The following is a 25345-nucleotide window of genomic DNA, read 5'->3' on the forward strand; positions in this document are numbered from 1 at the left end:
GTGGGAGAAGATTTTGCAACTATGGGAGGAATAAATGTCCGACAACAAACTCTCGCGTCGTAGGTTCCTGGAAAAGTCCACCGCCATCACGGCCGGTGCGGCCGCAGCGACGACGCTCTCGGCCCCGGCCGTGCTGGCGCAGGCGCCGGTCACCATTAAGATGCAGACCTCCTGGCCTGCTTCGGACATCTGGATGGATTTCGCGCGGCTATACATAGAGCGCGTCGAAAAAATGTCGGGCGGCCGGCTGAAGTTCGAGCTCCTGCCCGCGGGTGCGGTCGTCGGCGCGTTCCAAGTGCTGGATGGCGTCAATGACGGGGTCATCGATGCCGCGCATACCGTCCCCGTCTACTGGTACGGCAAGCACAAGGCCGCGTCGCTATTCGGAACTGGCCCTGTGTTTGGCGGCAGCGCCACCACCATGCTCGCCTGGTTCCACCAGGGCGGCGGCAAGGACCTCTACCGCGAGCTGACGCAGGACATCATGGGTCTCAACGTGGTCGGCTTCTATGGCTTCCCGATGCCTGCGCAGCCGTTCGGCTGGTTCAAGAATCCTGTCACGACCACCTCGGAATTGCAGGGATTCAAGTACCGGACGGTGGGTCTTGCCGCCGATCTCATGCAAAACCTCGGCCTCAGCGTGGCGCAGCTGCCCGGCGGTGAAATCGTGCCCGCCATGGAGCGCGGAGTTATCGACGCCTTCGAATTCAACAATCCGTCATCCGACCTTCGCTTCGGTTCGCAGGACGTCGCCAAGAACTATATCTTGTCGTCATATCATCAGGCGAGCGAGTCATTCGAATTCCTGTTCAACAAGGACGTATTCGACGACCTCGACGACGATTTGAAGGCCATTCTCGAATATGGCGTGGAGGCGGCCAGCACCGCGACCACCGCAGTCGCCCTCGACAACTATTCGGCCGACCTGCAGAAACTGCAGTCCGAGCACGGTGTCACCGTGCACCGCACCTCCAAGGAGATTCTCGACGCACAACTCCAGGCTTGGGACAAGATCATCCCGACGCTGGAGGCGGATGAGTTCATGAAGCGGGTGCTCGACAGCCAGCGCCAATGGGTCGAACGCGTTGTCTATTACGAGCTCATGAATTCAGCCGACCTGACACTGGCATATGAACATCATTTCCCCGGCAAGCTGAAGCTCTAATTCGCGCCTCCGCTTCGGCAAATCCGGCGGTCTTCCCGACCGCCGGATTGTACCTGACGGAACCCTGCACATGCTCCGTTACATTGCATTCGCCGATGAACTTTCGGCATGGTTTGGAAAGGTGTTCGCTTGGAGCGTCGTCATCATGACGCTGGGCGTGAGCTATGAAGTTGTCGTGCGATACCTGTTCAGCGCGCCGACCGCCTGGGCATTCGACCTCAGCTATATGCTCTACGGCACCATGTTCATGATGGCCGGCGCCTACACCCTGTCGCGAGACGGGCACGTGCGCGGCGACTTCATCTACCGTCTGTGGAGGCCGCGTACGCAAGCGGCGGTCGAACTTGTCCTCTATATCATCTTCTTCTTCCCAGGCGTGACGGCGCTGGTTCTGGCCGGATCGAAGTATGCCGCACGCAGCTTCCGCTATCTCGAGGTAAGCTCGAACAGTCCGGCCGGCATTCCGATCTTCCAGTTCAAGGCCGTCATCGTGGCGGCAGGCATCCTGCTCTTTGTGCAGGGGATTGCCCAGGTGTTCCGCTGCGTCGTCTGCCTACGGACCGGAACATGGCCGCGCGCGGCTGAAGACGTGGAAGAGACCGAGAAGGTGCTGATGGAAGCCAAGACGCTCGATGTTCTGCATCACGGTTCGGAAGCAGTCGACCTTCCATTCCTCCACCCCGACAATCAAACCCGCCGCGACGGAGAAGACAGATGAGCGATCCTCAGGTCGCCGTCGCGATGCTGCTCATTCTGCTTCTGGCGATCTTCCTTGGCTTCCCGGTTGCGTTCACTTTGATGGCGCTCGGGGTCGCGTTTGGCTACTATGCTTATTTCGATCCGGGGCGGATGTGGCGCGCCTACCAACGGGCGGTTGAGGATGGTGCCGACGCCTGGACGCTCACGGAGCATTGGATCGGCGGCTTCTTCAACAACCGCATTTTCGATCTGTTCGTGAATCAAACCTATTCAGTGATCTCGAACGACGTGCTGACCGCTATCCCGCTGTTTCTGTTCATGGGCTACATCGTCGAGCGGTCAAATATCATCGAGCGCCTTTTCAGTACCCTCTATATCGCCACCCGGCGCGTTCCTGGCTCCATGGCGGTCGCTGCCCTCATTACCTGCACCCTTTTTGCAACGGCCACAGGCATTGTCGGCGCGGTCGTGACACTCATGGGCTTGCTGGCGTTTCCCGCCATGCTGAAGGCGCGTTATGACGTCAGATATGCCTCGGGAGTGATCTGCGCGGGTGGAACCCTCGGCATCCTCATTCCGCCGTCCATCCTGCTCATCGTCTATGGCGCGACCGCGGGTGTGTCGGTGGTCCGTATGTATGCGGCAGCCCTGTTTCCAGGACTGCTGCTTGCAGGCCTCTATCTGATCTATGTGGTGGCGAAGGCGGTGCTGCAGCCACAAGTGGCGCCGAAGCCGACCCAAGACGAGGTAGGGCACTATTCGGTCCTGCAAATCAGCTGGATGCTGCTGACGTCCTTCGTGCCTTTGGCGGTGCTGATCCTCGCGGTGCTCGGTGCTATTCTCTTCGGCTTCGCCACGCCTTCAGAAGCTGCCGCCATCGGCGCGCTAGGTGGCGTCGTGCTGGCGGCCGCCTATCGGGCCCTGACCTGGCAACGCCTGAAGGAGTCCGTCTATTTGACGGCGCGCACGACTGCGATGGTGTGCTGGCTGTTCGTCGGCTCCGCGACCTTCGCGTCGGTCTTTGCCTATCTGGGAGGCCAGCAACTGATCAGCGATTTCGTCACCGGCCTCGACATGTCGCCGCTGATGTTTCTGATCGTCGCCCAGATCATCATCTTCATCCTGGGCTGGCCGCTGGAATGGACGGAGATTATCGTGATCTTCGTTCCGATCTTCCTGCCGCTATTGGCGCATTTCCAGATCGATCCGCTGTTTTTCGGCGTGCTCGTCGCGGTCAACCTTCAGACGGCCTTTCTGTCGCCGCCCATGGCGATGTCGGCCTACTACCTCAAGGGCATTTCGCCGCCGCATGTCCAGCTTTCGGACATTTTCCGCGGAATGATGCCCTATATGCTGATCGTTATCCTATGCATGGTCATCATCTACATCTTCCCGCAGATCGTGTACGGGCTGCCCAACCTGATCTACGGGGGCTGAGACGGGGATGCCGCGGCGAGTGGAGGACGAGAGATGACCTTGAGCCGTATCCTGGCCGTCCTGGCATTTGTTGTTTTCCTGGCGTTTTTCGGCGTCGTGATCCGGTTCGTCCCGCATCCCGATCTGGGCGTTGCGATCGGCATCGGCATCCTCCTTGCGGGCTACGATCTCTGGAGCCAACTGAGGTCTCGCGCAAAGTAATCGCCAGATTGGGAGGCGGGAAGCTCGTGCTGCAGCGTCGATCAACCAGTGTGCCGACGCCGCGAGTCCTGGCTTCCGAGTCGTGAGAGTCGCGGCAGAAGATTCATCAGGCCGCGTCCACGCTCCAAACGGCCCACCGCCTCAGCCGGCGTGACGGATGAATTTCGGGTCACGACCCATTCCAGTGCCCCCTATGCCTTCAACCAGCCAACTTTCCGCAGAATAGTTTCGGCAAGTTCCTGAGGCGCCTTGCCGTCCGTGGGGACAACCAACGCACCTCCGGCATCTTCGCTCGCCATGCGCCTGGCCTGCCGAAGCGAGCGCTGCACCTGCTCTTGCGCCCCTGACCCAATCTCACGCTGCGCCAGACGCGCCAATATCGTAGGCTCCCTGGCGACCAAACGAACCACCGTGATCCGTGCATCAGGTATGGCAGCAAGAATCCACCGTCGGTCGAAATCAAGGTGTAACATTACGCCCGACATAATCAGGCGCGAATGCCCCAGGGCGCGGTATGTCGACCAGATAGCGGCAAGGTTGATGCTGCTTACGTCAGTGGTTCCGGGCCAGATCCTCTCAAGATCCTCGGCACTGGGGCGCGGAAACACCCTATCAAGTTCATCCGTCTCGATGACGGCGTGGGCGACTTGCGCCGCGGCGAGTTGAGCGCTCATTTCCCAGCAGAGCGTCGACTTGCCGACGCCGGCTGGCCCGGTAATCAACACGATCTGCACGTCGTCTCCATCATCAGAGCCCCAAGCGAAGACGTTTCCGCGAAAAAGGACGTCTGCCTGCGAAGCGCCGTCAAGTTATCGCGGTTTTTGGCGGGAAGCCACGGATCGACGTGACTTGAGCTAGGCTGCTCGCGCGTTGCAATATCGAAAAGGCGACGGAAAATTCTTTGCTTCCACATTGGATCCATCAGTTTTCGCCGTCGCACGATAGAAATGCGTTCAGCCGCTCCAGAACAATATTCGGGGCTTCGAGTTGGGGTAAGTGACCGACGCCAGGCAATGTTTCGAACGATGCCTGCGGGATCAGCGCATGAAGCGCTTTGCCTCGCTCCAGCGGGATCCACGGATCGTCCTTGCCCCAGATTATCTTTACCGGACACCTGATATCCCCGAACGCCGGCTCGATCTCGGCGGTATATTTTTCGTCGGCTTGCGCGAATTGCCGATAGAAGCTTCGTCGTCCCTCCTCGGCAAGCCAGGGCTCGACAAGCTTCTCGAAATCTCCGGAATCGATGCCGTTTACGATCGCTCCTTTGATATAGGCCTCCACGACCGCTCTGTGGATATGCGGCGGCAGGCCCAGAAAGGCATCCACATGGCGACCGACATGATCGAAGAACTCCGATCCCCAAGGGCGCATGGCGACGACATTCATCAGAACGTACCGCTCGAACTCGCAGCCGTGCAACAGATGCGCCCGTAGTGTCGTCGCTCCGCCGAAATCGTGGGCAACGACCATAGGCTGCTCAAGGTCCCAATGCGCAAGCATCTCGGCGAATACTTTTCCTTGCACATCGAGTGAGGTGCGCTGCTCCGCGCCTTTGTCGGATCGCCCATATCCGGGCATATCGTACCAATGGACACGATACCGCCTTGCAAGGTCTGGAATGATCCGATGCCATGAGAATGAAGACCACGGCCAGCCGTGGGCCAGCACGAGCGCGGGGCCACTGCCAAATTGACCCGCTGCCACGGCACCCGCGGATGTTTCGACGGTCTCATCGAGTTTCCACGACATCGGACATTCTCCTAGAGCACCGGCCCCAAAAGGGAAAACGGGTTTTTGGGAAACCCGATGCTCAACAAAAAGCTAGTTCGAGACCGTCCCACCCATCGCTGAAGTTCAGACCGAGACGCTACCGGTGCCAGCCTTCGATCTGCAGATTGCCCAGCAGCTCGGCCTCCTCGCGTGGAACGGAGCGTCGGCTGGGAAAAGGTCCGGACGTGCCTTCAGGATCGCGCGCCCTGTACTGCCGTTCACCGTAGAACTGATCAGGCCGGCTCCTGGACGATCTCGGCTGCCGCCGCCCGCGCATGCTCGCAAAGGACCATCATCGGGCGAGCGGCGTCTTTCAAACCTGCTCGGCGCGGGCCGCGCGCCGGCGGCGCTCGCTCTTCTGGGTCTCGACGATGCGCACCCGCTTGACGCGGCGCGGGTCGGCGTCAAGCACAAGGAATTCGAAACCGGGTATGGCCTGCACCACTTCGCCGCGGGCCGGAACACGGCCAAGCGTGTTGAAGATCATGCCACCGATCGTGTCGACATATTCGCCATGCTCCCCGGCGGCGAAATCCTCGCCGATCATCTTGGTAACATCCTCGATCTCGGCCTTGCCGTCGACGACGAACACGCCCTCGCCGGTCTGGGTGATCATCGGCTCGTCCTCGTCATGCTCGTCCTCGATGTCGCCGACGACCATCTCGACGATATCTTCGAGCGAGACCAGCCCATCGGTGCCACCATACTCGTCGATGACCAGCGCCATCTGGGTGCGCATCGCCTGCATCCGTCCCATGAGATCGGAGGCAAGCATCGACGGCGGCACGAAAAGCACTGGGCGGATGAGATTCAAGTCGCCGATGGTGCGCGCGAGATCGACCTTGGCAAGATCGAGAAGCGTGGTGGCGGCGGCTTTCCTGGTCGTCCTGCCCCTTTTGACACGGGCGATCTTGGTGATGTGAGCGAGCACGTCGCGGATGTGGACCATGCCGCGCGGGTCGTCGAGCGTCTCCGAATAGACCGGCATGCGGGAATGGCCGGACTGCTCGAACAGTCCAAGAAGATCGCCGAGGTTGGTCGTGATCTCGACCGCCTCGATGTCCGCGCGCGGCACCATGACGTCCTCGACGCGCACCTCGCGCAGGCGCAGGATGTTGTTGAGCATGGCCCGTTCGCCGGGCGAAAAGGCGCCGGCATCGCTCGCCGTTTCGGCAAGCGCGTCGGCTATTTCCTCACGCAGGCTGGTGCCGTTGCGTTGCCTGAACAGGCCGAGCACGCGATCGAACAGGGAAGGACCGGCAGGCGATGGCTCGCTGGCGAAGCTGCCGGTCGTGGTACTCGGACTAGAGCCCTCTTCCGTCTGTTCGGATGGCTTGGTCGCACTGCCGGCGTCTGGGCGGGCGGCAGTCTCTGGTTTGTCGTTCATCGTCGTCCGGTCATTTGATCTTTTTAGTTACGCGTAGGGATCGGGAATGGCAAGCCTCGCAAGTGCTGCGCGTTCAACGGCTTCCATTTCCTCGGCCTCGGCGTCGGTCTCGTGATCGTGGCCCAGCAAATGCAGCAGGCCGTGAATGACGAGATGGGTGATATGGTTGTCGAGAGGCTTGTCTTCCAGTGCGGCCTCCCGCGCGACGGTCTCGGCGGCCAGCACGATGTCGCCCAGCATGGGCGGTAGCGGTCCGCCCTTCGCGAGCGGAAAAGCCGGGAAAGACAGGACGTTGGTCGGTTTGTCCTTGCCGCGCCAGCCGGCGTTGAGGTTGCGGATATGGGCATCGTCAGAAAAGACGATGCTGAGCTCGGAACGCCCGGCAGCGCCGGTTTGGGCAAACGCAGCGGTAACAGCGCGATCGACCAGCCGCGTCAGCGCGGCCTCATCGGGCCAGTTGCCCGCTTCGACTGCTATATCGATGTCGACGGGAACCGGAAGATCCCCGCCTACAAACGTTTTGTCCTCAGCCATAAGGCCTCAGCCTTCGGTGCCCAAGCCCCGGGCCAGCTTGCCGTCGCGGTCGTAGGCCTTGACGATCTCGGCGACCAACGGATGCCTGACGACGTCGCCTTCGTTGAAGCGCACCGTCACCATGCCGGTTACGCCGTCGAGGATCCTGAGCGCCTCGACCAGACCGGATTTGGTGTTTTGCGGCAGGTCGATCTGGGTCGGATCGCCGGTGACGATCATGCGCGAATTCTCACCGAGACGCGTCAGGAACATCTTCATCTGCATCGGCGTGGTGTTCTGCGCCTCGTCGAGGATGACGGCGGAGTGGGCCAGCGTGCGGCCGCGCATGAAAGCCAGGGGCGCGATCTCGATCACCTCGGCAGCAATCGCCCGCTCGACCTTGTCGGCCGGCATCATCTCGTAAAGCGCGTCGTAAAGTGGCCTGAGATAAGGATCGACCTTCTCCTTCATGTCGCCGGGCAGGAAGCCGAGCCGCTCGCCGGCCTCGACGGCCGGCCGCGACAGCACGATGCGCTCAACCATGCCGCGTTCGAGCAGCATCGCCGCATGCGCCACCGCCAGGAAGGTTTTTCCCGTACCAGCCGGGCCGATGCCGAAGACGAGTTCGGACCGCTCCAGCGCGCGCATATAGGCGTCCTGGTTGAGCGAACGGGCGTAGATCGTCTTCTTGCGCGTCGATATCTGGGCGGCGGACACCTTGCCCTTGCGCTCCAGCGTTGGCAGCGTCAACTGGTCGTCGGCAGCGATCGCCATGCGCACGGCACCGTCGACGTCCGACTGGCCGATGTCAGCGCCTTTCTGGAGAATACCGTAGAGATTATCCAGGGCGCGGCGCGCCTGTTCGGCGGCCGAGGCGGAGCCCTTGATGGTCAGCTGGTTGCCTCGCGAACGGATATCGACGCCAAGCTTTTGCTCGAGCCTGGCCAGATTCTCGTCGAACTGGCCATAAAGGGCGCTGGCAAGCTTGTTGTTGTCGAAAGTCAGAACGATGTGCGCCATATCCGAAGCCCCCGATGGTAGGTTTTGGGGCAGGTTCTTCACTTCCGCAGCGCTCAACCGTCTCTCCTCATCTGCCGAGACCCTCAGGCCAATTCGGCGAACAGGCTGTTGTAACCCGTTTTCGTGATTCGTACCTTGATAATCTCACCGATTTCGCCGGAGTTTTCATCAACAATAACCGGCTGCAGCCACGGCGAGCGGCCGACCTTCTGGCCGGCCTGGCGGCCCGGCTTCTCGATCAGCGTGTCGATGGTGCTGCCGACCAGGCTCGCGCCGAAATCCTGCTGCTGCTTCAACAGCAGCGCCTGCAGCCGCTGCAGGCGCTCGTCCTTGATGGCTTCCGGCACGTGATCGGCCATTTCTGCGCCCGGCGTGCCAGGGCGGGGTGAATATTTGAACGAGAAGGCCGAGGCATAGTTCACCTGGCGCACCAGCTCCATCGTCGCCTCGAAATCCGCTTCGGTCTCGCCGGGAAAGCCGACGATGAAATCGCCCGAAAGCGCGATATCGCTCCGCGCGGCGCGGATCCGGTCGAGCAGCGTCAGATAGTCCTTTGCCGTATGCCTGCGGTTCATCGCCTTCAGGATGCGGTCGGAGCCTGATTGCACAGGTAAGTGCAGATAGGGCATCAGCGCCGGCAAGTCACGGTGAGCGGCGATCAATTCGTCGTCCATGTCGCGCGGGTGGCTGGTGGTGTAGCGCAAGCGCGCCAGCCCGGGAATCTCGGCCAGCCGGAACAGCAGGCGGCCAAGACCCCATTCCTCGGCGTTTTCGCCCTCGCCATGCCAGGCATTGACGTTCTGGCCAAGCAGCGTCACCTCGCGCACGCCGGCTTGCGCCAGCCGCTCGGCCTCAGTGACGATCTGCGCCACCGGCCGCGACACTTCCGAGCCTCTGGTATAGGGCACGACGCAGAAGGTGCAGAACTTGTCGCAGCCTTCCTGCACGGTCAGGAATGCGGTAACGCCGCGCTTGATGATCTCGGCGCGCTTCGGCTGCGGCAGGTGCTCGAACTTGTCCTCGATGGCGTAGTCGGTCTCGACGATCTTTTCGCCGCCTCGCACCCGTGCCAGCACGTCAGGCAGCCGGTGATAGGTCTGCGGGCCAATGACGAGATCGACGGCCGGCGAACGGCGGATGATCTCTGCCCCCTCTGCCTGCGCCACGCAGCCGGCGACACCGACCAGCATCTCGCGGCCGGCCCGCGCCCGTTCGGCCTTCATCTCACGAATGCGGCCGAGTTCGGAATAGACCTTTTCGGCGGCTTTCTCGCGGATATGGCAGGTGTTGAGCAGCACCAGATCGGCCTCGCCGATGGCATCCGTCGCCGTATAGCCATCAGCGGCCAATGCGTCGGTCATACGCTGCGAATCGTAGACGTTCATCTGGCAGCCATAGGTCTTGAGGAAGACTTTTCTGGTCGCGGCAGATGGTGCGGCCTCGGCCGCAGTACCGATGTCGTCCAGCTCAATCGTGATCGTGTTCAAGTCCATCCGGCGGCTTCTAACGCCTTTTGGTGACAAAAAACAGACGATTCTGCCCTACAGCGCCGCGCGTCGTCTTGGACGCGCAAAGGCCGCTGTAGCACTCTGATTTTGAGTCCACTGTTCCGGCTTACCGGCTCGGGCGTGGATCGGCGAGCGCCGCCCGCATCATGTTACGCACCTGGCTTTCCATCAGCCTTGCCGTTTCCTTGCGATTGGAGCCCTTTGAAAAGGCGACCGGCTCGCCGAAATGCACTTCGACGTCGAGCCCGCCTTCCGCCATCAGCACCTTGAGATGCGGCATCAGATCCTCGTCACCGATCCAGGCGGCAATCGGCCGATGCCTGCGGCCGAGCGGCACGCCGTGCAGGCGCGTGTAGACGATCGCCACCGGCTGAATGAAGACCTGTTCCGCCGCGCCCTCGGAGATCGCCATCGAAGCGGCGCCGAACAGCGTGCTCTTGAACGGCAGGACCATGTTGCCGTCGCCGGTCGACCCTTCGGCGAACAGCACCATGGCGTCGCCCTTGGCCATGCGGTTGGCGATTTCGCTCGCCTGGTCACCCGACGAACGTTTGCGCTCGCGCTCGATGAAGACGGTGCGCTGCAGCTTCGACAGCATGCCGATCAGCGGCCACCCTTCCATGTCAGCCCTGGCGATGAACTTCACATCGACCATGGAGCCAAGCACCATGATGTCGGTCCAGGAGATGTGGTTGGACGCAACCAATAGCGGGCGCTGGTTGGACAACGTACCCTTGACATGGATGCGCATGCCCAGCGCCCGGATGATGAGCCGGTGCCAGATCTTGAGGATGAACGTTTCCGGCCACCAACCGGTCTTCATCGACAGGATCTGCAACGGCACGAGGATCAACGAGCCGGCGATGACGAGGCCCATCGCCAGGAAAGTCCTGATTTTTCCGATCATGCGGTCTTGGCCCTGCCCCGGTTTCTAGATTGTTTTTGCGCAACACCAGGAAAACCGCTCCACATTTTTCCTGGAATTGCTCTAGAACGACGTGCGTCCACTTTCGGGCCTGCGCTAGCGAAGATCGCGGCGCATGACAAGCGCTCCGGTCGGGCCATGCTCGGGGGACCTGTAATAGTTGGCACGTTTGCCGACCTCGCGGAATCCCAGCCGCCGGTAGAGCGCGATCGCGGCGACATTGGTCTCGTCGACCTCTAGGAAAAGCGCCTCGGCGCGTTGCGCATGCAGTTCGCGCAGCACGGCGTCCATCAATTGCCAGCCGAGCCCCTGGCGGCGATGGGAGCGCGCCACAGCGACGGTCAGAATCTCGCCTTCGCCGGCAGCCAGGCGTGCCAGTACGAAGCCGACCGGCGGCTTGGCACCCTGTCCGGTTTCGCGCGCGGCATAGCCGAAAACCGTGTCCTGCTCGAGTAGTGCGGCGAATTCGCCGTCGGTCCAAGGCCGGACGAAATCCTCGCGATGCAGCACCGAAACGGCCGGGCTGTCGGCAATCGTCAGCGGCTCGAGCGCATAGTCCCTGCGGCGCGGCTGGAAGAAAGGAATGCGCATCAGTTTTTCTTCCTCGCCAGCGTAAAGCCCGCCTGCGGCTTGGCGTCGGCGCCGCGCAAATAAAGCGGCTTTGGCTTTTCGCCGTCGCGCTTCCCACCGGCAATTTGGGTGGCGGCCAGCCGGGCATAGACGGCGATGTCGGCCGTGGCACTAGTCGGGCCGATGTCGAAGGCGCCCCCGGCCGAGACAGCGATTTGCGTGGCAGCCGTCCCGGCCAGAACCGGAAAGCTGTCCGCCGCAATAGTGGCGGCGTGCGAGAGCCTCGTCACGGCCGGACCATAGCGCAGGACCGACACTTCGTCGTAAAGCGCGGCGTGGATCTCCTCACGGCCGGCGTCGAGGGCGGCCAGCACCGCGCGGCCGGGAAAGGTCTCTTTCGCTTGCGCCGCCAGCGCTTCCAGCGTCGTCACCCCGATCGCCGGGATTTTCAACGCCAGCGCCAGGCCCCGCGCCGCCGAGACCCCGACCCGCAGTCCGGTGAAGGAGCCCGGCCCGGTGGAGACGGCGATGACGCCGAGGCCGGCATAATCGGTCCCGCCGGTCTTCAACGCCTTTTCGATCACGCCCATCAGATGCTCGGCATGGCCCTTGCCGAGATCGAGCACCGAACGGCCGAGCTCTTTGCCGGCTGCCGCGTCATAGACGCAAGCGGCGCAAAGATTGGCGGCACAGTCGATGGCAAGCAACTTCATGAGACGGCCAGTTGGAGCACCCGCTTGGGCGCAGGGGTTCGAAAAACAATTTCCCTGTGCCCGCCATGGCTCATCCCCGCAAGGGAATAATGCATAAAATCGTTTGGCGGCTTCGCTTCGACCCCGCCTGAAAGCGTAATTTTTGGCGAACGTAACCGTCAGGAAACCGGTGCCGGGAGTTATCCGACCCGCTCGATGCGCAGCATGTGATTGTCCCAGACGTAGTCCGGCTCGGACCGTATTGCGCCACCGGCTTCGACGATTTCGCCGGTGCCCGTCGTCGCCATGAAGCTCGTCTTGTCAGGCGCCACGCCGCAGACCTCGGCCAATGCGCTGGTGGCGACGATCCGGCCGCTGGCCGTATCGATCACCGCAAGCGAGTTGCCTTCCGGCGAGGACACTGCAACGGTGCCGGCGGCGGGGTTGGCGGCGACCGAGCCGATGTAGTTCCTGAAGCCGGAAAGCACGTCCTGCGGCATGTCGAGCAGTTGCAGATCCTTGCCGCGCGCGGCGCGGCCGACCAGCAGCGGACGATCGGTCCGCGGCCCCCTATACTGGCAGCCGAACCAGATCGTGCCGGATTTATCGGCATCCATGTGACGGATCGAAAGCTGGTGCAGCTCCGGCGGCAGTTCGTGCTTTTCGATGAGGTCGCCGGTGAGGCGGTCGACCAGCACATAAGAAGGCTTCATCGTCGCGATGTTGAGTTCGGCGCGGCCATAGTCCGGATGGGTTTCGATGCCGCCATTGGCGACGGCAATCGTCCTGCCGTCGCCCAGCAGCAGAAGCTCGTGCGAGCCCATGCCGTAGGTCGGGAATTCACCGATGCGCTTGAATTTCGCGCGCGCGTCGTAGACGCCGACCACGCCAGCGGCATTGTCGAAATCGTTCTCGGTGGCGTAAAGCAGCGCACCGTCGGTCGAAAACACGCCGTGACCGAAAAAATGCCGGCCGCTGACGCTGGCAATGGTCAGCGGCTCATCGCGGCCTGTGTGGTCGAAGACCACGGCGAAGGTGCCGGGTTGCCTGGCAAAGACCACGGAGCGCTTCGACACCGGATCGAAGGTGACGTCGTGACCACGGGCGGGCAGGTCGATGGCGTGCAGGACCTTGCCGGCCTCGGACAGGATGGCCGCGCCATGGCTGCCGTCGCGCTTGACGAAAGCCGTGGCGAAGACGGCGTCCGTGCTAAGCGTCTTCGCCCATGCCGACGGTGCCATCGCGGCAACGAAGCCAATGCCTGCGGCCCTGAGGAAATCACGGCGATCGATCAGCGGCGTGCGCATGCTCAGTCGCCGTCGAGCGACGAGAAGCCGGCGGTCAGGCCGAATTCGGCGGTCAGCCTGGTGCCGATCAGGGTCGTCAGGCTGGATGTCACCAGCGAGAAGTGATCGAGCTTCTGGCGCAGCGCCGGGTCGGCGAGCGCCTTGTCGATCGGACCTCTGATGGCCGTGGCGTCGGCGGCTCCGTTAACGAGCTGGATGTGGATCGATTCCGCCATCCAGCGCGCGTCAGGCGACAGCGCATCGCCAAGCTGTGAGGCCTGGAACAGCGCGTCCATGCCCGAAAGATTGCCGGTCAGCGAACGCGCGGTGTTTTGCGAGCGCCAGTAGATCGCCTGTTTCGGCTTGTCGGCTTGCGGATTGCTGCCCAGAAAGCTCTTCAGGCGCACGTCGCGGACCATTTCCAACTCGTTGATGAAGACGCCGACCAGTTCGGTTACCGCTTCGGTGCCATCGCGGTAGAGCGCGTTTTGCGGCCCCGGATTGGCCCAAAGCGCTGCAAAACCGTCGGGCTTGTTCCAGGCGTCGCTGACGTCGGCGGCAATCGTCTCGATGTTGCCGGCGACGGCGGCGCCGTAAGCGCAGCGATAGGGATCGTCCTTGTCGGCCAGCTGCTCCGCACCATCGCCGTAAAGCACGAATTCCAGCGCGCCGAGCCCTTGCATGGCGACGCTCTTTGTTGCCAGCTGGGCCGGATCGGCAGCGGTCTGATCTTTATTGGCCAGCGCCGCCTGCACCTGCCTCAGGCCGATGCTCTTGCGGTCCGGCCAGAACAGCATGCGCTCCAGCCGGTTGTCCTGCGTGATCGGCCCGATGCGGATGATCTCCACGACCGACCAGGCATCCACGGTGCCGGAGAATTCGGCGCGCGCCGCATCGAGATGGTCTTGCGAGGGCGCATCGCAAAGCGTGCGCATTGCCTTGGTCAGGCTGTCAGCATGGTCATGCAGGCGTGCATAGGCCGGGCGGACAAAGCCGTCGATCGCCCGCTGGATCACGTCGGAGGCCTTGACTGCTGCGGACGTAGGCAATGCGCCAGCGAGGACCAGCGGGAGAACCAGAGCAAGCGCAAGACGCGACATCACAACGACTCCAGGAATTTGACCAGTGCGTCGCGATCGGCCGCATCGGCGGCGGCAAAGCGGTCGCGCGCCTTCTGCCCCTCGCCGCCATGCCACAGGATCGCCTCGGCCAGGGTGCGCGCGCGCCCGTCATGCAGGAAGAAGTTGTTGCCGTTGACGGTCTCGGTAAGACCGATGCCCCACAGCGGCGGCGTGCGCCATTCGCTGCCGGTAGCCTCGCCCACCGCCTGCCCGTCGGCGAGCCCGGGCCCCATGTCATGCAGCATAAAGTCGGAATAGGGCCAGATCAACTGGAAGGCCTGCGCCTTGTTGGGGGTGCCGCGACGGGTAACGAATTTCGGCGTATGGCAGGAAATGCAGCCCATGTCGTAAAACAGCTTCTTGCCGGCCAGCACTTCGGGCTTGTCGAGATCGCGCCGAGCCGGCACAGCGAGGTTTTGCGAATAGAAGGTGACGAGGTCCATGACCGGCGGCGGCGCCTCGACCGGGCCGAGGCGCTCCTGCACGCCGTTTGGCATGGCAAAACATGCCTTTTCGGCCGCGCTGCAATCGCCCCAGTGGTTCGGCACTTCCGGGGTCGAAATGCCGATGTCGCCGGCGAATGCGTCCGCCGCTTGCTGGCGGATCGATGGGGTCTGCCCCTTCCAGCCGAAGCGGCCGAGGGTCGGCTCGCCGCTCTGGCTGTCGCGCACGATGTTGGGCTTGCCGGAAATGCTGTCGCCGTCACGATCTTCGGGATCGGCATTGGCGAGAATGTCCGCCGGGGCGATCTGCTCGACCAGGCCCAAGCCGATCATCGGCGGCGTCAAGCGCGGCGAAAGCGTGGTATGCGGATCGAGCGGCCCGTTGGCAAGATCATCGACCGAATAGCTCGGCTTGCGCAGCGAAACCACGGTTCCGTCCGGCAGCGTGACCTTCTGCTCCTGATAGTCGACACGCATCCTGCCTTCGCCGCGAAGACCCGGAACGGCCAGATCCTGCAATTGCGAGCCATAGACCGGATCGGGGAAGTTGAGCACCTTGCGGGCGGCGAGCGCTGCTTTCTCCTCCTCGGTGCTCGCCTGCCGCGCCAGCCGCAGGAACATGGAGGTGGTCCCGCGGTCGCCCTCTGGCGGGCGGCCGCGGCCGTCCTTCAGATGGCAATTCTGACATGCCCGTTCGTTGAACAGCGGCCCAAGCCCGTCCGATGCCTGCGTCGAAGAGGGCGACGACACCCAGTTCTTGCGGAAAATGGCGTTGCCGAGCTTGAAGGTGCCTTCTTCCTCGAAGGTGATATTGGCGGAGGATTGCGAGAAGGCGTCCTTGTTGACATCCTTCCGCGATGTGCCGGCGCCGCCCTGCATCGGCTCGAACTGCTCAGGCTTGGAAAAATCCTTGGTCGGCCTGGTGATGGCAATGACCCGCGCCAGATCCTTCGGCGTCAGATCGGTACGGCTGGTGGCGAGGCCGGCCGGGTCGGGTGCGCCGGCCAGCGCCGAGGCCGTCAGCGCAACCACTAAGGCAAGCGAAAGCCCGCGAAGCCATCTGTATCGCGGGTTTTGCTGGGGCGGCAGGCCGCAATCCTCGGCCCGCCGCAAGCGGCGCAAGAAATCTAAGGGGCGCCGCATTCCCGCATGTCCCTATTCCGCCTCGTCGGCCGATGCGGCGTTGAGCTGGCCATATTTTTCCTCGCCGATCGAGGCGAGCAGGTCGAGTTGCGTCTCGAGGAAGTCGATGTGACCTTCCTCGTCTGACAGCAGATCCTCGAACAGCTTCATCGTCACGTAGTCGCCTGCTTCGTTGCAAATCTCGCGTGACCGTTTGTAAGCAGTGCGCGCGTCATATTCGCCGGCAAGATCGGATTCGAGCACTTCCTTGACATTCTGTCCGATGCGCAGCGGCGCTACCGACTGCAGGTTCGGATGACCTTCAAGGAAGATGATGCGGGCCACGAGCCGATCGGCATGGTGCATCTCCTCGATCGACTCTGCGCGTTCCTTCTTCGCCAGCTTGGCGTAGCCCCAGTCTTCCAGCAGCCGGAAATGCACCCAGTACTGATTGACCGCTCCAAGTTCCAGAAATAGAGCCTCGTTAAGCCGCTCTATGATCTGCTGTTCGCCTTTCATGGGTTCTGCTCCCGTATTGGACGCGCAGGCCTCTGACGCGATCCAGGTGTGAAACGACATCCACGCCGCTCGCCTCCGAGCGGGCGTGGTAATTTTCGGTTACCCGAATGATCGTTTCGACCACATTTGGGAAGCAGCCGCAACAGCGACCACGCTTCTGCATGGCATGATAGATCTTCGCCGGCACGATAAGCTGCCAGGGATCCTGGTCCAGCAGCCCGACGATCGTCTGCTCAATCTCCTTCTCGGTGATGATGTTGCAATGGCAGATCAGCATTATTTGCTCTGTATGGCTGACGGCGCTTGCTCGGCGCCGTGTGGCTTGTTTCTTGGCCGAGCCGACCCCGAAAACCGGTTCGGGATCGTGCTCAGGGCTTTTGACGCCTTACTGGAACACCTTGTCGGGCGCGTCGAGGCTGTCCGAACCCTCGAAGGCGATGGCATTGAGTTTCAGGGTGCCGACGGCGCGTTCGATCGACTTGGTCTGGTCGACCAGTGCGTCGATCGCCGCCTGTACGGTGGCGTTGCCTTCGGTGTTGCCTTCGCCGATCTGCTGGTCGTAGGCCTCGCCGCCAAGCGCGCGCGCCTTGATGGCCTCCATCTTGGCGACGGTGACATCGAGCTTGTCCGACAGTTCCTTGTCGATCGCCGCATCGGCCTCCTTGACCATGTCGGATACCGAGGGGCCTTCGACGACGGTGCCGTCGAGGCGCGTGTAGCTGCCACGATAGGCGGCGCGAATGCCGACGGCATCGTAGAGATGGGAATCGTAGGTGTTGTCGGAGAAGCAGTCATGCTCCTCTTCCGGATCGTGCAGCAGCAGGCCGAGCTTCATGCGCTCGCCCGCGAGTTCGCCGTAGGACAGCGAGCCCATGCCGGTGAGGATGGTCGAGATGCCGGTCTTCGGTTCGCCATCGATGAGGTTCTTGCGGGCGGCGCCGCCTTCCTTCCAGTCATTGACCATGTCCTGCAGATCGGAAACCAGAAGCTCGCTCGCCGACTTCAGGTACTGCGCGCGACGATCGCAATTGCCACCGGTGCAATTGGCGAGATCATAGTCCGTATAGGGCCGTTCACCGGCGCCCGGGTCGGTGCCGTGCAGGTCCTGGCCCCACAGCAGGAATTCGATGGCGTGATAGCCGGTCGCGACATTGGCCTCGATGCCACCGGCTTCCTGCAGTGTGCCGGAGAGGAATTCCGGAGTAAGATTGGTGGCGTCGATCTTCTTGCCGTCGACCTCGATCGACTTGTTGGCGATCACGTTCGCGGTGTAGAGCGCATTGGCGTCCGACTCGGTGCCGTAGCCGGCGGCGACATAATCGATCAGGCCTTCGTCCAGCGGCCAGGCATTCACCTTGCCTTCCCAGTCGTCGACAATGGCGTTGCCGAAGCGGTAGACTTCGGTCTGCTGATAAGGAACACGCGACGCCCTCCAGGCCTCGCGGGCGGCAGTCAGCGTTTCCACCGAAGGCTTGGCGAGCAGCGCATCGACGGCCTTGTCGAGCGCCTGCGCCGTGGTCAGCGAATCCTCATATTTGGCGAGCGCAATGTCGGAATAGGTCTTGATGACCGCCTTGGCATCGGTCTCCGCTTTGGCCGGCAACACGAATATCGCTGCCGTCAATGCCGCCGTGGCGCCGATCGCTGCAAACCTGCTGCCATATCGCGCCGTGATCATCGCTCTCATGATTGTCATCTCCCTCAAGAATTCAGTGAAATGCCGGCGCCAAAGGCGCGTCAGCAGGCAATCGGCGCCAAGGCAGGTCCATGCCATTGGGCGAGAAACAGGCCGCGGCATGGCGCGGTTTGCGGAAGAAAGACATCGAAATGCCTCCAATCGAAAGGGTTCAAGGCCCAGACATCAAAGGGATGCGCTTGACACGCAAGCTTCCATAAAGCGATGAAGGCGCCGGAAGTCAATCAATTTCAGAAAGAAAAGCCAATCGAAACAACAGTTTAGAATTATTCTAAACTGCAAGTGTCAACTTTAGCTGCATATATTGTGCCGTCATTGAACAGCACTCTTGGCGGAGCGCCGTTCCGGCTGCGACCCGCAAAGGCGGTCTTGCGGCGGCGTCAGACAATTGCCACTTGGCGAGACGTCCTAGACTTGGATCAAGGAATTGGGGCTACGATGAAAAACGGTGTGGTCATTGTCGGTGCGGGTCATGCGGGCGTGCAAGCGGCCGCCAGCCTGCGCGAGGACGGTTACGACGGGCCCATGACCCTGGTCAGCGACGAGAACGAGCTGCCCTACCACAAGCCGCCGCTGTCGAAGACCTTCATCAAGGATCAAGAGGCCAAACCGCAGCCGCTGCGCGGCGAGGCCTTTTATACCGGCAGCGCGGTCGACTACCGGCCGGGCATTCGCATCGATCGCATCGATGCCGGCGGCCGCAGGCTTGAGACGTCAGATGGCAGAGTGCTGCCGTTCGACCGGCTCATCCTGGCGCCCGGTTCGCGACCGCGCATCCTGTCGCTGCCGGGTTCGGATTTTTCGGGCGTTGTGTCGCTGCGCTCGCTCGCCGACGCGCGCCTGGTCCGCGAATTGAGCGCGCAAAGCGAGGATGTCGTCATCCTCGGCGGCGGCTTTATCGGGCTGGAGATCGCCGCGACGCTCAAAGCGGCCGGCCGCAAGGTCACCGTGGTCGAGGCGGTCGACCGGCTGCTCGGCCGGGCGGTGGCGCCGGTCATCGCAAGCCATGTGCGGCAGCGGCTGGAAGCAACCGGTGTCCGCATCCTCACTGGCACCACCATTGCGCGGCTGGAAGGCGAGAACGGCCGTGTCTCGGCTGCAATCACCGCATCCGGCGAGCGGCTGCCGGCGCAGATGGTCATCATCGGCATCGGCGTCGTGCCGAATGTCGAACTGGCCGAGGCAGCAGGCATCACGATCGCCAACGGCATCCGCGTCGACCCGCAGATGCGCACCTCGGTGCCCGAAATCCTCGCCATCGGCGACGCCGCCTCCTATCGGCACTGGCTCACCGGCGGCGATGTGCGGCTGGAATCGGTGCAGAATGCGACCGACCAGGCGCGTCTTGCCGCGCGCACGATCCTCGGCCATGCGGACGCCTTTGCGGCGGTGCCATGGTTCTGGTCTGACATCGGCGACATGAAGCTGCAGATGGTCGGCCTGATTTCGGGCGGCGACAACCATGTCGTGCTGGGCGACGTCAACGAGAACAAATTCTCCATTTATCACTATGCTGGAAATCGTCTGCTCGGCATCGAATCGGTCAACCGGCCCGGCGATCATATGCTTGGCCGCAAGATGCTCGGCGCCGGCTTCTCGCCGACGCCGCAGACGGTTGCGACGGGACCGGACGGACTGAAGGCGGCGCTCGCCGCCTTCCAGCTGGAGGAGCCTGTCCGCGCCGCCGAATAGGATATGTTGATATTCAGGTGATGCCAGCCTGCGAACGGCGGTTTCCTGCGCTTCCGGTACTCACGTACCCAAAAGTACGCTCCGTTCCGGTTCTCGGAATCCACCATTCTCGGCTCGGCCTGACCTGAATCTCACCACATCCCGGAGCAGACGAGGGTCAGGCGGCGCGAACTTCGCGGATCGAGCTTTCCAGGATGTCGAGCGCTTCGTTCATGACGCCGTCCTGGATGGTGATCGGCGCCAGGAAGCGAATGACATTGCCGTAGACGCCGCAGGTGAGCAGGATCAGGCCCTTGTCGAGCGCCTTCAGCCGGACCGCATTGGCGATCTCGGCCGACGGCAAGCCCTTTTTCACATCGTTGAATTCGACCGCGTTCATGAAGCCGGGGCCTCTGATATCGACAATCTCCGGCGTGTCGTCGCGGATCGATTGCAGCCGCTGCTTCAGCCGGTTGCCCAGCGTGTTGGCGCGGTCGCAGAGATTTTCCTCGTCGATCACATCGAGCACGGCATGCGCCGCGGCAACGCCGATCGGGCTGCCGCCATAGGTGCCGCCGAGGCCGCCGGGATTCGGCGCATCCATGATCTCGGCGCGGCCGGTGACCGCCGATAGCGGGAAGCCGCCGGCCAGGCTTTTTGCCATGGTCGTGATGTCGGGCGCCACCTCGTGATGATCCATGGCAAACATCTTGCCGGTGCGGGCAAAGCCGGTCTGCACCTCGTCGGCGATCAAGAGCATGCCGTGCTGGTCGCAGATCTTGCGTAGCGCCGTCATGAACTCGCGCGGCGCCTCGTAGAAGCCGCCCTCGCCCTGCACCGGCTCGACGATGATGGCGGCGACGCGGGCCGGATCGACATCGGCCTTGAACAGCCGGTCGAGAGCCGCCAGCGAATCGGCGACCGAGACCCCGTGCAGCGCCACCGGGAACGGCGCGTGGAAGACATCCGCCGGCATGGCGCCGAAGCCGACCTTGTAGGGCACGACCTTACCGGTCAGGGCCATGCCCATGAAGGTGCGGCCATGGAAGCCGCCGGCAAAGGCGATGACCGCCGGCCGGCCGGTGGCGTTGCGGGCGATCTTGATGGCATTCTCCACCGCCTCGGCGCCAGTGGTGACGAAGATCGTCTTCTTGTCGAATTTGCCCGGCAGCATGCCGTTCAGCCGTTCGGCCAGCCTGACATAGCTCTCATAGGGCACCACCTGATGGCAGGTATGGGTGAAGCGGTCGAGCTGCGCCTTGACCGCCTCGATCACCTTCGGGTGACGATGGCCGGTGTTGACGACCGCGATGCCCGACGAGAAATCGATGTAGCGGCGGCCTTCGACATCCCAGATTTCCGAATTTTCGGCGCGGTCGGCATAGATCTGCGTGGTCATGCCGACGCCGCGCGAGATCGACTGGTTCTTGCGTTCGGAAATGGCTGAATTCTTCATGATGTCCCTCACCGGGCGGTGCCGGTTCTCGTTTGGATTATTGCAGGGAATTGTTCTGACCTTATTTCACGTTTTCCTCAAGTTGGCACTGGCGGCAGGCGATTGGGCCTGTCGCCTTGACCGGTCGGCGTACAAAAAGGTTCCCTTTTCCGTCGTGGCAGTGGCGACTTGCCGGATCATTCGTTGTCATTGGAAGGTACAGGGCGCGACATGGCACGCTGCCATGGTGATGATTTTGAGCTACGCCAAGCATGCCAGCCCTCTGGCAAGTCGGCCAACGCCAGGATGCTTTCATCCCGCTGCAAAACGTTCTGCAAGCTGACGATCATTATGTCGACTTCGTCAACTGGCCCAGTTTCGCTGTTGTGGAATTGCCAACTGCCGTCGTCATCGTCATGCGAAACGTATGCAATCCAGTCGCCGCGGGTAACTATGCCCCTATCCAAAAACACCGCCACATTGGGTGGATCTGGAAATTTCCACTCCTCCTTTGGGAATTTCCTGAAGCCGGTTGATCCTATGCACGACGAGAACGTTCAAGCAGTTCTCACAAACCCGTCGCTGGCTCGCAACAGATTACGCGTATAATCTTTTGTCACATGCCGCTTGACAAGGTCGTCCGCGCTCAGATTTTCCACCGCCTCGCCGTTCTGCATCACCATCAGGCGCTCGCACATATGGGTGATGATGGCGAGATCGTGGCTGACCATCAGGAAGGTCAGCTTGCGCCGCCGCCGAACCTCTTCCAGCAGGTTGAGCACTTCCGCCTGCACCGAAGCATCGAGCGCCGAGGTCGGCTCGTCGAGCAGCAGGATCGAGGGTTCGAGGATCAGGGCACGCGCGATTGCCACGCGCTGGCGCTGACCGCCCGACAATTGATGCGAATAGCGGAAGCGGAAGCCGGTTCCCAGGCCGACCTCGTCGAGCGCCCGCTGGATGCGCTTTTCACTATCGGCAAAGCCGTGGATGGCGAGCGGCTCCTGCAGCAGCCGGTCGACGGTCTGGCGCGGATGCAGCGAGCCGTAAGGGTCCTGGAAGACCATCTGCACCTCGCGATAGAAAGCCTTGTCACGGCGCGCGCCGAGTCTTTTTCCGTTGACGGTGATGCTGCCCGAAGCGGCCGGTGCGAGACCGGCGATTGCCCTGAGCAGCGTCGATTTGCCGGAGCCGGATTCGCCGACCAGCCCGAAGGATTCGCCTGATTGCACATCGAGGCTGACGCTCTTCAGTGCGCGAAACCGGTCGAAGATCACCTCCAGCCTGTCGATGGAAAGTGCTGAAGTCATGCCGCCCACTCCGGCTTGCGGTCGAGCACCGGCAGCGGGTGGCGGTCGGCACCGATCTTGGGCATGCAGTTGAGCAGCCCGCGCGTATAGGGATGCTGGGCGTGGCCGAGTTCCGACGCCTTGAGCTGCTCGACCACCTTGCCGGCATACATGACGATCACCCGGTCGCAGAAGGAGGAAACCAGGCGCAGATCGTGCGAGATGAAGATCAGCCCCATGCCGCGCTCGCTGACCAGCCGGTCGAGAATGCCGAGCACGTCGAGCTGCACGGTGACGTCGAGCGCCGAGGTCGGCTCGTCGGCGATCATCATTTCCGGCCCGGCGATCAGCATCATGGCGATCATAGCGCGCTGGCCCATGCCGCCCGAAACCTCGTGCGGATGCAGGTCGAAGACACGCGAGGGATCGCGGATCTGCACGGCCTCCAGCATGGCGAGCGCGCGATCGCGGGCTTCGGCATGGCCAACCTTCTCATGCGTGCGCAGCGTCTCGACGATCTGGCGGCCGATGCTCATCACCGGGTCGAGCGAGTATTTCGGATCCTGCAAGATCATGGCGATGCGCTTGCCGCGCAGCGCCCGGCGAGCGCGAGGCGGGGCCGCGAGCAGATCGATGCCGTCGAAGGCAAGTTTGTTGGCGGTGACCTCGGCCTGCGGCGGGGTCAGGCCCATGATGGCGCGGCCGGTCTGCGACTTGCCGGATCCGGATTCACCAACGATGCCTAGCCGTTCGCGGCCAAGCGAGAAGGAGACGCCGCGCACCGCCTCGATCCGGCCGGTGCGCGTCGGAAAGGTGACGCGCAGATCGTCTACCTCCAGAAGTGTGCTCATTGATAACCGCTCATGGGGCCGCTACTCATTGATCACCACTCCGGGGGTCGAGCGCGTCGCGCAAACCGTCGCCGAGCAGGTTGAAGCCGAGGCTGACGATGAGGATGGCAAAGCCCGGTGCACCCGCCACCCACCACTGGTCGAGCACGAAGCGGCGGCCCGACGCGATCATCGCGCCCCATTCCGGCAGCGGCGGCTGCGCGCCAAGGCCGAGGAAGCCGAGACCGGCGGCGGTCAGGATGATGCCGGCCATGTCGAGCGTCACCCTCACGATCAGCGACGAGATGCAGAGCGGCATGATGTGGCGCAACACGATGCGGAACGGCGAAGCCCCCATCAATTGCACCGCCTTGATGTAATCCGAATTGCGCACGGTCAGCGTCTCGGCACGCGCAATACGGGCATAAGGCGGCCATGAGGTGATGGCGATGGCGAGCACCGCATTCTCGATGCCGGGGCCAAGTGCGGCGACGAAGGCCAGCGCCAGAATCAGCTTCGGAAAGGCCAGAAAGATGTCGGTGATGCGCATCAGGATCGCATCGATCCAGCCGCCGGCATAGCCGGCGACAGTGCCGACCAGCAGGCCGATAGGGGCGGCAATGACGGCGACGAGAATGACGACGTAGAGCGTCCATCTTGAGCCGAAGATGACGCGCGAAAAGATGTCGCGGCCGAGGTCATCGGTGCCGAACCAGTGCTCGGCACTCGGCGCCAGCAGGCGCGAGCCCTTGAGGTCGCCGAATGTCGGCGAATAGGGCGCCAGCACATTGGCAAGGGCGGCGACCACCAGCAAAGCGATGATGATGAGCAGGCCGAGAAACGCCAGCCGGTTGGCAGAAAAGCGCCGCCACGCCACATAGGCGCGGCCGAGCCTTGCCTGCATGCGCGAGGCCGGCCGCTCGCTGAGCAGCCAGTCGCGACGGCTCTGGATCGTCTCAGCGCTCATCGTACCTTGGTCCTTGGATCGAGCACCCGGTAGAGCAGGTCGGACAGGAGGTTGATGCCGATGAAGACCGAGCCGATGACGATGGTGCCGCCGAGCACGGCGTTCATATCGGCGTTCTGCAGGGAATTGGTGATATAGAGGCCGATGCCCGGCCACGAAAACACGGTCTCGGTCAGCACCGAGCCTTCGAGCAGGCCGGCATAGGAAAGCGCAATCACGGTGACCATCGGCACCGCCGCGTTGCGCAGCGCGTGGCCCCAGATGATGCGTGTTTCCGACAGGCCCTTGGCGCGCGCCGCGACGATATATTCCTGCGCAAGTTCGTTCAGCATGAACGACCGCGTCATGCGGCTGATATAGGCGAGCGAGAAATACCCAAGCAGCGAGGCCGGCAGGATGATGTGGCGGAAGGCATCGCGAAACACATCCCACTGCCGCTGCCACAGCGCATCCAGAAGATAAAAGCCGGTGATCGGTGTGAAGGTGTATTCGTAGACGATATCGAGGCGGCCCGGAAATGCCACCCATTGCAGCCTGGCATAGAACAGCACGAGCGCCAGCAACCCTAGCCAGAAGATCGGCACGGAATAACCAACCAGGCCGATGATCCGCACGACCTGGTCGATGATGCTGCCGCGCTTGACAGCGGCCAGCACGCCGAGCGGCACGCCGATGAGTGCACCGATCAGCGTGCCCAGCGTCGCCAGTTCGATCGTCGCCGGAAAGGCGCGGCGGATGTCGGTCATGACAGGATTGGTGGTCAGCACCGATGTGCCGAAATCACCATTCAGGGCATTCTTCACATAGATGTAGAATTGCTCGATCAGCGGCAGGTCGAGCCCCATCTCGCGGCGTGTGCGCTCGACGACATTGGCCGGCGCCCGGTCGCCGAGCACTGCCAGCACAGGGTCGATCGGGATCACCCGGCCGATGAAGAAGGTCACAGCGAGAAGCCCGAGATAGGTGGTTATCGCGATGACCAGGAAACGGGCGATCGACGATGCGACAGCGACGGCACGGGCGCTACCGCGCCCTGCCGTCACTTCGCTTTCAACAGTACTCATGCGGCGCGTCCGCCG

General features: G+C 62.5%; 26 protein-coding genes. 6 read left to right on the forward strand and 20 right to left on the reverse strand.

The window, feature by feature from the left end:
- The first annotated feature begins 34 nt into the window (after positions 1-34).
- The 4 genes from ABID19_RS06880 to ABID19_RS06895 all read left to right on the forward strand — a co-directional run bounded on the left by ABID19_RS06880 (position 35) and on the right by ABID19_RS06895 (position 3502).
- Complete coding sequence (locus ABID19_RS06880) at positions 35-1165, forward strand: TRAP transporter substrate-binding protein (protein WP_354489070.1); 1131 nt, start codon at positions 35-37, stop codon at positions 1163-1165.
- Positions 1166-1235: 70 nt separating this feature from the next.
- Positions 1236-1883: a TRAP transporter small permease subunit gene (locus ABID19_RS06885; RefSeq protein WP_354489072.1), complete on the forward strand. Its 648-nt coding sequence runs from the start codon at positions 1236-1238 to the stop codon at positions 1881-1883.
- Positions 1880-3301 carry a TRAP transporter large permease gene (locus ABID19_RS06890; protein WP_354489074.1) on the forward strand — a complete coding sequence of 474 codons (1422 nt, stop codon included), beginning with the start codon at positions 1880-1882 and terminating at the stop codon, positions 3299-3301. Before ABID19_RS06885 ends, ABID19_RS06890 begins: the two co-directional genes overlap by 4 nt.
- Before the next feature lie 33 nt (positions 3302-3334).
- Positions 3335-3502: a hypothetical protein gene (locus ABID19_RS06895; protein ID WP_354489076.1), complete on the forward strand. Its 168-nt coding sequence runs from the start codon at positions 3335-3337 to the stop codon at positions 3500-3502.
- Positions 3503-3693: 191 nt separating this feature from the next.
- Here ABID19_RS06895 and ABID19_RS06900 read toward each other — a convergent pair whose 3' ends face one another.
- The 15 genes from ABID19_RS06900 to ABID19_RS06970 form a co-directional block, all read right to left on the reverse strand.
- Complete coding sequence (locus ABID19_RS06900) at positions 3694-4236, reverse strand: AAA family ATPase (RefSeq protein ID WP_354489078.1); 543 nt, start codon at positions 4234-4236, stop codon at positions 3694-3696.
- Positions 4237-4423: 187 nt separating this feature from the next.
- Positions 4424-5254: an alpha/beta fold hydrolase gene (locus ABID19_RS06905; protein ID WP_354489080.1), complete on the reverse strand. Its 831-nt coding sequence runs from the start codon at positions 5252-5254 to the stop codon at positions 4424-4426.
- 334 nt (positions 5255-5588) lie between these two features.
- A complete protein-coding gene (locus ABID19_RS06910; RefSeq protein ID WP_352934066.1) occupies positions 5589-6662 on the reverse strand; it encodes a hemolysin family protein in 1074 nt (357 codons plus the stop codon).
- A gap of 27 nt (positions 6663-6689) precedes the next feature.
- Complete coding sequence (gene ybeY / locus ABID19_RS06915; RefSeq protein ID WP_354489082.1) at positions 6690-7196, reverse strand: rRNA maturation RNase YbeY; 507 nt, start codon at positions 7194-7196, stop codon at positions 6690-6692.
- Between the two features lie 6 nt (positions 7197-7202).
- Positions 7203-8195, reverse strand: a complete 993-nt coding sequence (locus ABID19_RS06920) for a PhoH family protein (RefSeq protein WP_352934071.1) — start codon at positions 8193-8195, stop codon at positions 7203-7205.
- An 83-nt stretch (positions 8196-8278) separates the two neighbouring features.
- Positions 8279-9688, reverse strand: a complete 1410-nt coding sequence (gene miaB / locus ABID19_RS06925) for a tRNA (N6-isopentenyl adenosine(37)-C2)-methylthiotransferase MiaB (protein ID WP_354489086.1) — start codon at positions 9686-9688, stop codon at positions 8279-8281.
- Positions 9689-9809: 121 nt separating this feature from the next.
- Positions 9810-10610 (reverse strand): lyso-ornithine lipid O-acyltransferase, encoded by an 801-nt coding sequence (gene olsA / locus ABID19_RS06930; RefSeq protein WP_354489088.1) that lies wholly within the window; start codon positions 10608-10610, stop codon positions 9810-9812.
- A 114-nt stretch (positions 10611-10724) separates the two neighbouring features.
- Positions 10725-11219, reverse strand: coding sequence for a ribosomal protein S18-alanine N-acetyltransferase (rimI, locus tag ABID19_RS06935; protein WP_352934077.1), 495 nt, complete (start codon positions 11217-11219; stop codon positions 10725-10727).
- Positions 11219-11911 carry a tRNA (adenosine(37)-N6)-threonylcarbamoyltransferase complex dimerization subunit type 1 TsaB gene (gene tsaB, locus ABID19_RS06940; protein ID WP_354489090.1) on the reverse strand — a complete coding sequence of 231 codons (693 nt, stop codon included), beginning with the start codon at positions 11909-11911 and terminating at the stop codon, positions 11219-11221. The genes rimI and tsaB overlap by 1 nt, the downstream gene beginning before the upstream one ends.
- Positions 11912-12090: 179 nt before the next feature.
- A complete protein-coding gene (locus ABID19_RS06945; RefSeq protein WP_354489092.1) occupies positions 12091-13197 on the reverse strand; it encodes a DUF1513 domain-containing protein in 1107 nt (368 codons plus the stop codon).
- 2 nt (positions 13198-13199) lie between these two features.
- Positions 13200-14276 (reverse strand): imelysin family protein, encoded by a 1077-nt coding sequence (locus tag ABID19_RS06950; RefSeq protein ID WP_435528697.1) that lies wholly within the window; start codon positions 14274-14276, stop codon positions 13200-13202.
- Positions 14276-15883: a di-heme oxidoreductase family protein gene (locus tag ABID19_RS06955; RefSeq protein WP_354489096.1), complete on the reverse strand. Its 1608-nt coding sequence runs from the start codon at positions 15881-15883 to the stop codon at positions 14276-14278. Before ABID19_RS06955 ends, ABID19_RS06950 begins: the two co-directional genes overlap by 1 nt.
- 12 nt (positions 15884-15895) lie before the next feature.
- Positions 15896-16381 (reverse strand): bacterioferritin, encoded by a 486-nt coding sequence (gene bfr / locus ABID19_RS06960; RefSeq protein ID WP_292189673.1) that lies wholly within the window; start codon positions 16379-16381, stop codon positions 15896-15898.
- Positions 16347-16658 carry a (2Fe-2S)-binding protein gene (locus tag ABID19_RS06965; RefSeq protein WP_065005901.1) on the reverse strand — a complete coding sequence of 104 codons (312 nt, stop codon included), beginning with the start codon at positions 16656-16658 and terminating at the stop codon, positions 16347-16349. The genes bfr and ABID19_RS06965 overlap by 35 nt, the downstream gene beginning before the upstream one ends.
- A gap of 108 nt (positions 16659-16766) precedes the next feature.
- The gene (locus tag ABID19_RS06970) at positions 16767-18059 is read right to left on the reverse strand and encodes an imelysin family protein (protein WP_354489492.1); all 1293 of its coding nucleotides are present in this window, start codon (positions 18057-18059) and stop codon (positions 16767-16769) included.
- Positions 18060-18515: 456 nt separating this feature from the next.
- On the opposite strand from ABID19_RS06970, the gene ABID19_RS06975 reads away from it, so the two are divergent.
- Positions 18516-19769, forward strand: coding sequence for an NAD(P)/FAD-dependent oxidoreductase (locus ABID19_RS06975; protein ID WP_354489098.1), 1254 nt, complete (start codon positions 18516-18518; stop codon positions 19767-19769).
- 157 nt (positions 19770-19926) lie between these two features.
- Here the strand turns inward: ABID19_RS06975 and ABID19_RS06980 are convergent, their stop codons facing one another.
- Positions 19927-21204 carry a 4-aminobutyrate--2-oxoglutarate transaminase gene (locus ABID19_RS06980; protein WP_352934099.1) on the reverse strand — a complete coding sequence of 426 codons (1278 nt, stop codon included), beginning with the start codon at positions 21202-21204 and terminating at the stop codon, positions 19927-19929.
- A gap of 251 nt (positions 21205-21455) precedes the next feature.
- On the opposite strand from ABID19_RS06980, the gene ABID19_RS06985 reads away from it, so the two are divergent.
- Positions 21456-21719: a hypothetical protein gene (locus ABID19_RS06985; protein ID WP_354489100.1), complete on the forward strand. Its 264-nt coding sequence runs from the start codon at positions 21456-21458 to the stop codon at positions 21717-21719.
- Between the two features lie 21 nt (positions 21720-21740).
- Here the strand turns inward: ABID19_RS06985 and ABID19_RS06990 are convergent, their stop codons facing one another.
- Genes ABID19_RS06990 through ABID19_RS07005 form a run of 4 tightly spaced genes read right to left on the reverse strand, consistent with a single transcriptional unit; the run spans position 21741 to position 25330 of the window.
- Complete coding sequence (locus ABID19_RS06990; protein WP_354489102.1) at positions 21741-22490, reverse strand: ABC transporter ATP-binding protein; 750 nt, start codon at positions 22488-22490, stop codon at positions 21741-21743.
- Entirely contained in the window at positions 22487-23320 is an 834-nt protein-coding gene (locus ABID19_RS06995) for an ABC transporter ATP-binding protein (protein ID WP_354489104.1), read from the reverse strand. Before ABID19_RS06995 ends, ABID19_RS06990 begins: the two co-directional genes overlap by 4 nt.
- 25 nt (positions 23321-23345) lie before the next feature.
- Positions 23346-24266 carry a nickel transporter permease gene (nikC, locus tag ABID19_RS07000; protein ID WP_352934111.1) on the reverse strand — a complete coding sequence of 307 codons (921 nt, stop codon included), beginning with the start codon at positions 24264-24266 and terminating at the stop codon, positions 23346-23348.
- Positions 24263-25330 carry an ABC transporter permease gene (locus ABID19_RS07005; protein ID WP_354489106.1) on the reverse strand — a complete coding sequence of 356 codons (1068 nt, stop codon included), beginning with the start codon at positions 25328-25330 and terminating at the stop codon, positions 24263-24265. The genes nikC and ABID19_RS07005 overlap by 4 nt, the downstream gene beginning before the upstream one ends.
- Positions 25331-25345 lie beyond the last annotated feature (15 nt).

This window comes from Mesorhizobium robiniae (genome assembly GCF_040545535.1).
GTDB classification, from domain to species: Bacteria; Pseudomonadota; Alphaproteobacteria; order Rhizobiales; family Rhizobiaceae; genus Mesorhizobium; species Mesorhizobium robiniae.

Bases quoted from the DNA above. Each gene is read 5' to 3' on its own strand.
- ABID19_RS06880 (WP_354489070.1), top strand. From the start codon at position 35: ATGTCCGACAACAAACTCTCGCGTCGTAGGTTCCTGGAAAAGTCCACC.
- ABID19_RS06885 (WP_354489072.1), top strand. From the start codon at position 1,236: ATGCTCCGTTACATTGCATTCGCCGATGAACTTTCGGCATGGTTTGGA.
- ABID19_RS06890 (WP_354489074.1), top strand. From the start codon at position 1,880: ATGAGCGATCCTCAGGTCGCCGTCGCGATGCTGCTCATTCTGCTTCTG.
- ABID19_RS06895 (WP_354489076.1), top strand. From the start codon at position 3,335: ATGACCTTGAGCCGTATCCTGGCCGTCCTGGCATTTGTTGTTTTCCTG.
- ABID19_RS06905 (WP_354489080.1), bottom strand. From the start codon at position 5,254: ATGTCGTGGAAACTCGATGAGACCGTCGAAACATCCGCGGGTGCCGTG.
- ABID19_RS06910 (WP_352934066.1), bottom strand. From the start codon at position 6,662: ATGAACGACAAACCAGAGACTGCCGCCCGCCCAGACGCCGGCAGTGCG.
- ybeY (WP_354489082.1), bottom strand. From the start codon at position 7,196: ATGGCTGAGGACAAAACGTTTGTAGGCGGGGATCTTCCGGTTCCCGTC.
- ABID19_RS06920 (WP_352934071.1), bottom strand. From the start codon at position 8,195: ATGGCGCACATCGTTCTGACTTTCGACAACAACAAGCTTGCCAGCGCC.
- miaB (WP_354489086.1), bottom strand. From the start codon at position 9,688: ATGGACTTGAACACGATCACGATTGAGCTGGACGACATCGGTACTGCG.
- olsA (WP_354489088.1), bottom strand. From the start codon at position 10,610: ATGATCGGAAAAATCAGGACTTTCCTGGCGATGGGCCTCGTCATCGCC.
- rimI (WP_352934077.1), bottom strand. From the start codon at position 11,219: ATGCGCATTCCTTTCTTCCAGCCGCGCCGCAGGGACTATGCGCTCGAG.
- tsaB (WP_354489090.1), bottom strand. From the start codon at position 11,911: ATGAAGTTGCTTGCCATCGACTGTGCCGCCAATCTTTGCGCCGCTTGC.
- ABID19_RS06945 (WP_354489092.1), bottom strand. From the start codon at position 13,197: ATGCGCACGCCGCTGATCGATCGCCGTGATTTCCTCAGGGCCGCAGGC.
- ABID19_RS06950 (WP_435528697.1), bottom strand. From the start codon at position 14,276: ATGTCGCGTCTTGCGCTTGCTCTGGTTCTCCCGCTGGTCCTCGCTGGC.
- ABID19_RS06955 (WP_354489096.1), bottom strand. From the start codon at position 15,883: ATGCGGCGCCCCTTAGATTTCTTGCGCCGCTTGCGGCGGGCCGAGGAT.
- bfr (WP_292189673.1), bottom strand. From the start codon at position 16,381: ATGAAAGGCGAACAGCAGATCATAGAGCGGCTTAACGAGGCTCTATTT.
- ABID19_RS06965 (WP_065005901.1), bottom strand. From the start codon at position 16,658: ATGCTGATCTGCCATTGCAACATCATCACCGAGAAGGAGATTGAGCAG.
- ABID19_RS06970 (WP_354489492.1), bottom strand. From the start codon at position 18,059: ATGATCACGGCGCGATATGGCAGCAGGTTTGCAGCGATCGGCGCCACG.
- ABID19_RS06975 (WP_354489098.1), top strand. From the start codon at position 18,516: ATGAAAAACGGTGTGGTCATTGTCGGTGCGGGTCATGCGGGCGTGCAA.
- ABID19_RS06980 (WP_352934099.1), bottom strand. From the start codon at position 21,204: ATGAAGAATTCAGCCATTTCCGAACGCAAGAACCAGTCGATCTCGCGC.
- ABID19_RS06985 (WP_354489100.1), top strand. From the start codon at position 21,456: ATGCCAGCCCTCTGGCAAGTCGGCCAACGCCAGGATGCTTTCATCCCG.
- ABID19_RS06990 (WP_354489102.1), bottom strand. From the start codon at position 22,490: ATGACTTCAGCACTTTCCATCGACAGGCTGGAGGTGATCTTCGACCGG.
- ABID19_RS06995 (WP_354489104.1), bottom strand. From the start codon at position 23,320: ATGAGCACACTTCTGGAGGTAGACGATCTGCGCGTCACCTTTCCGACG.
- nikC (WP_352934111.1), bottom strand. From the start codon at position 24,266: ATGAGCGCTGAGACGATCCAGAGCCGTCGCGACTGGCTGCTCAGCGAG.
- ABID19_RS07005 (WP_354489106.1), bottom strand. From the start codon at position 25,330: ATGAGTACTGTTGAAAGCGAAGTGACGGCAGGGCGCGGTAGCGCCCGT.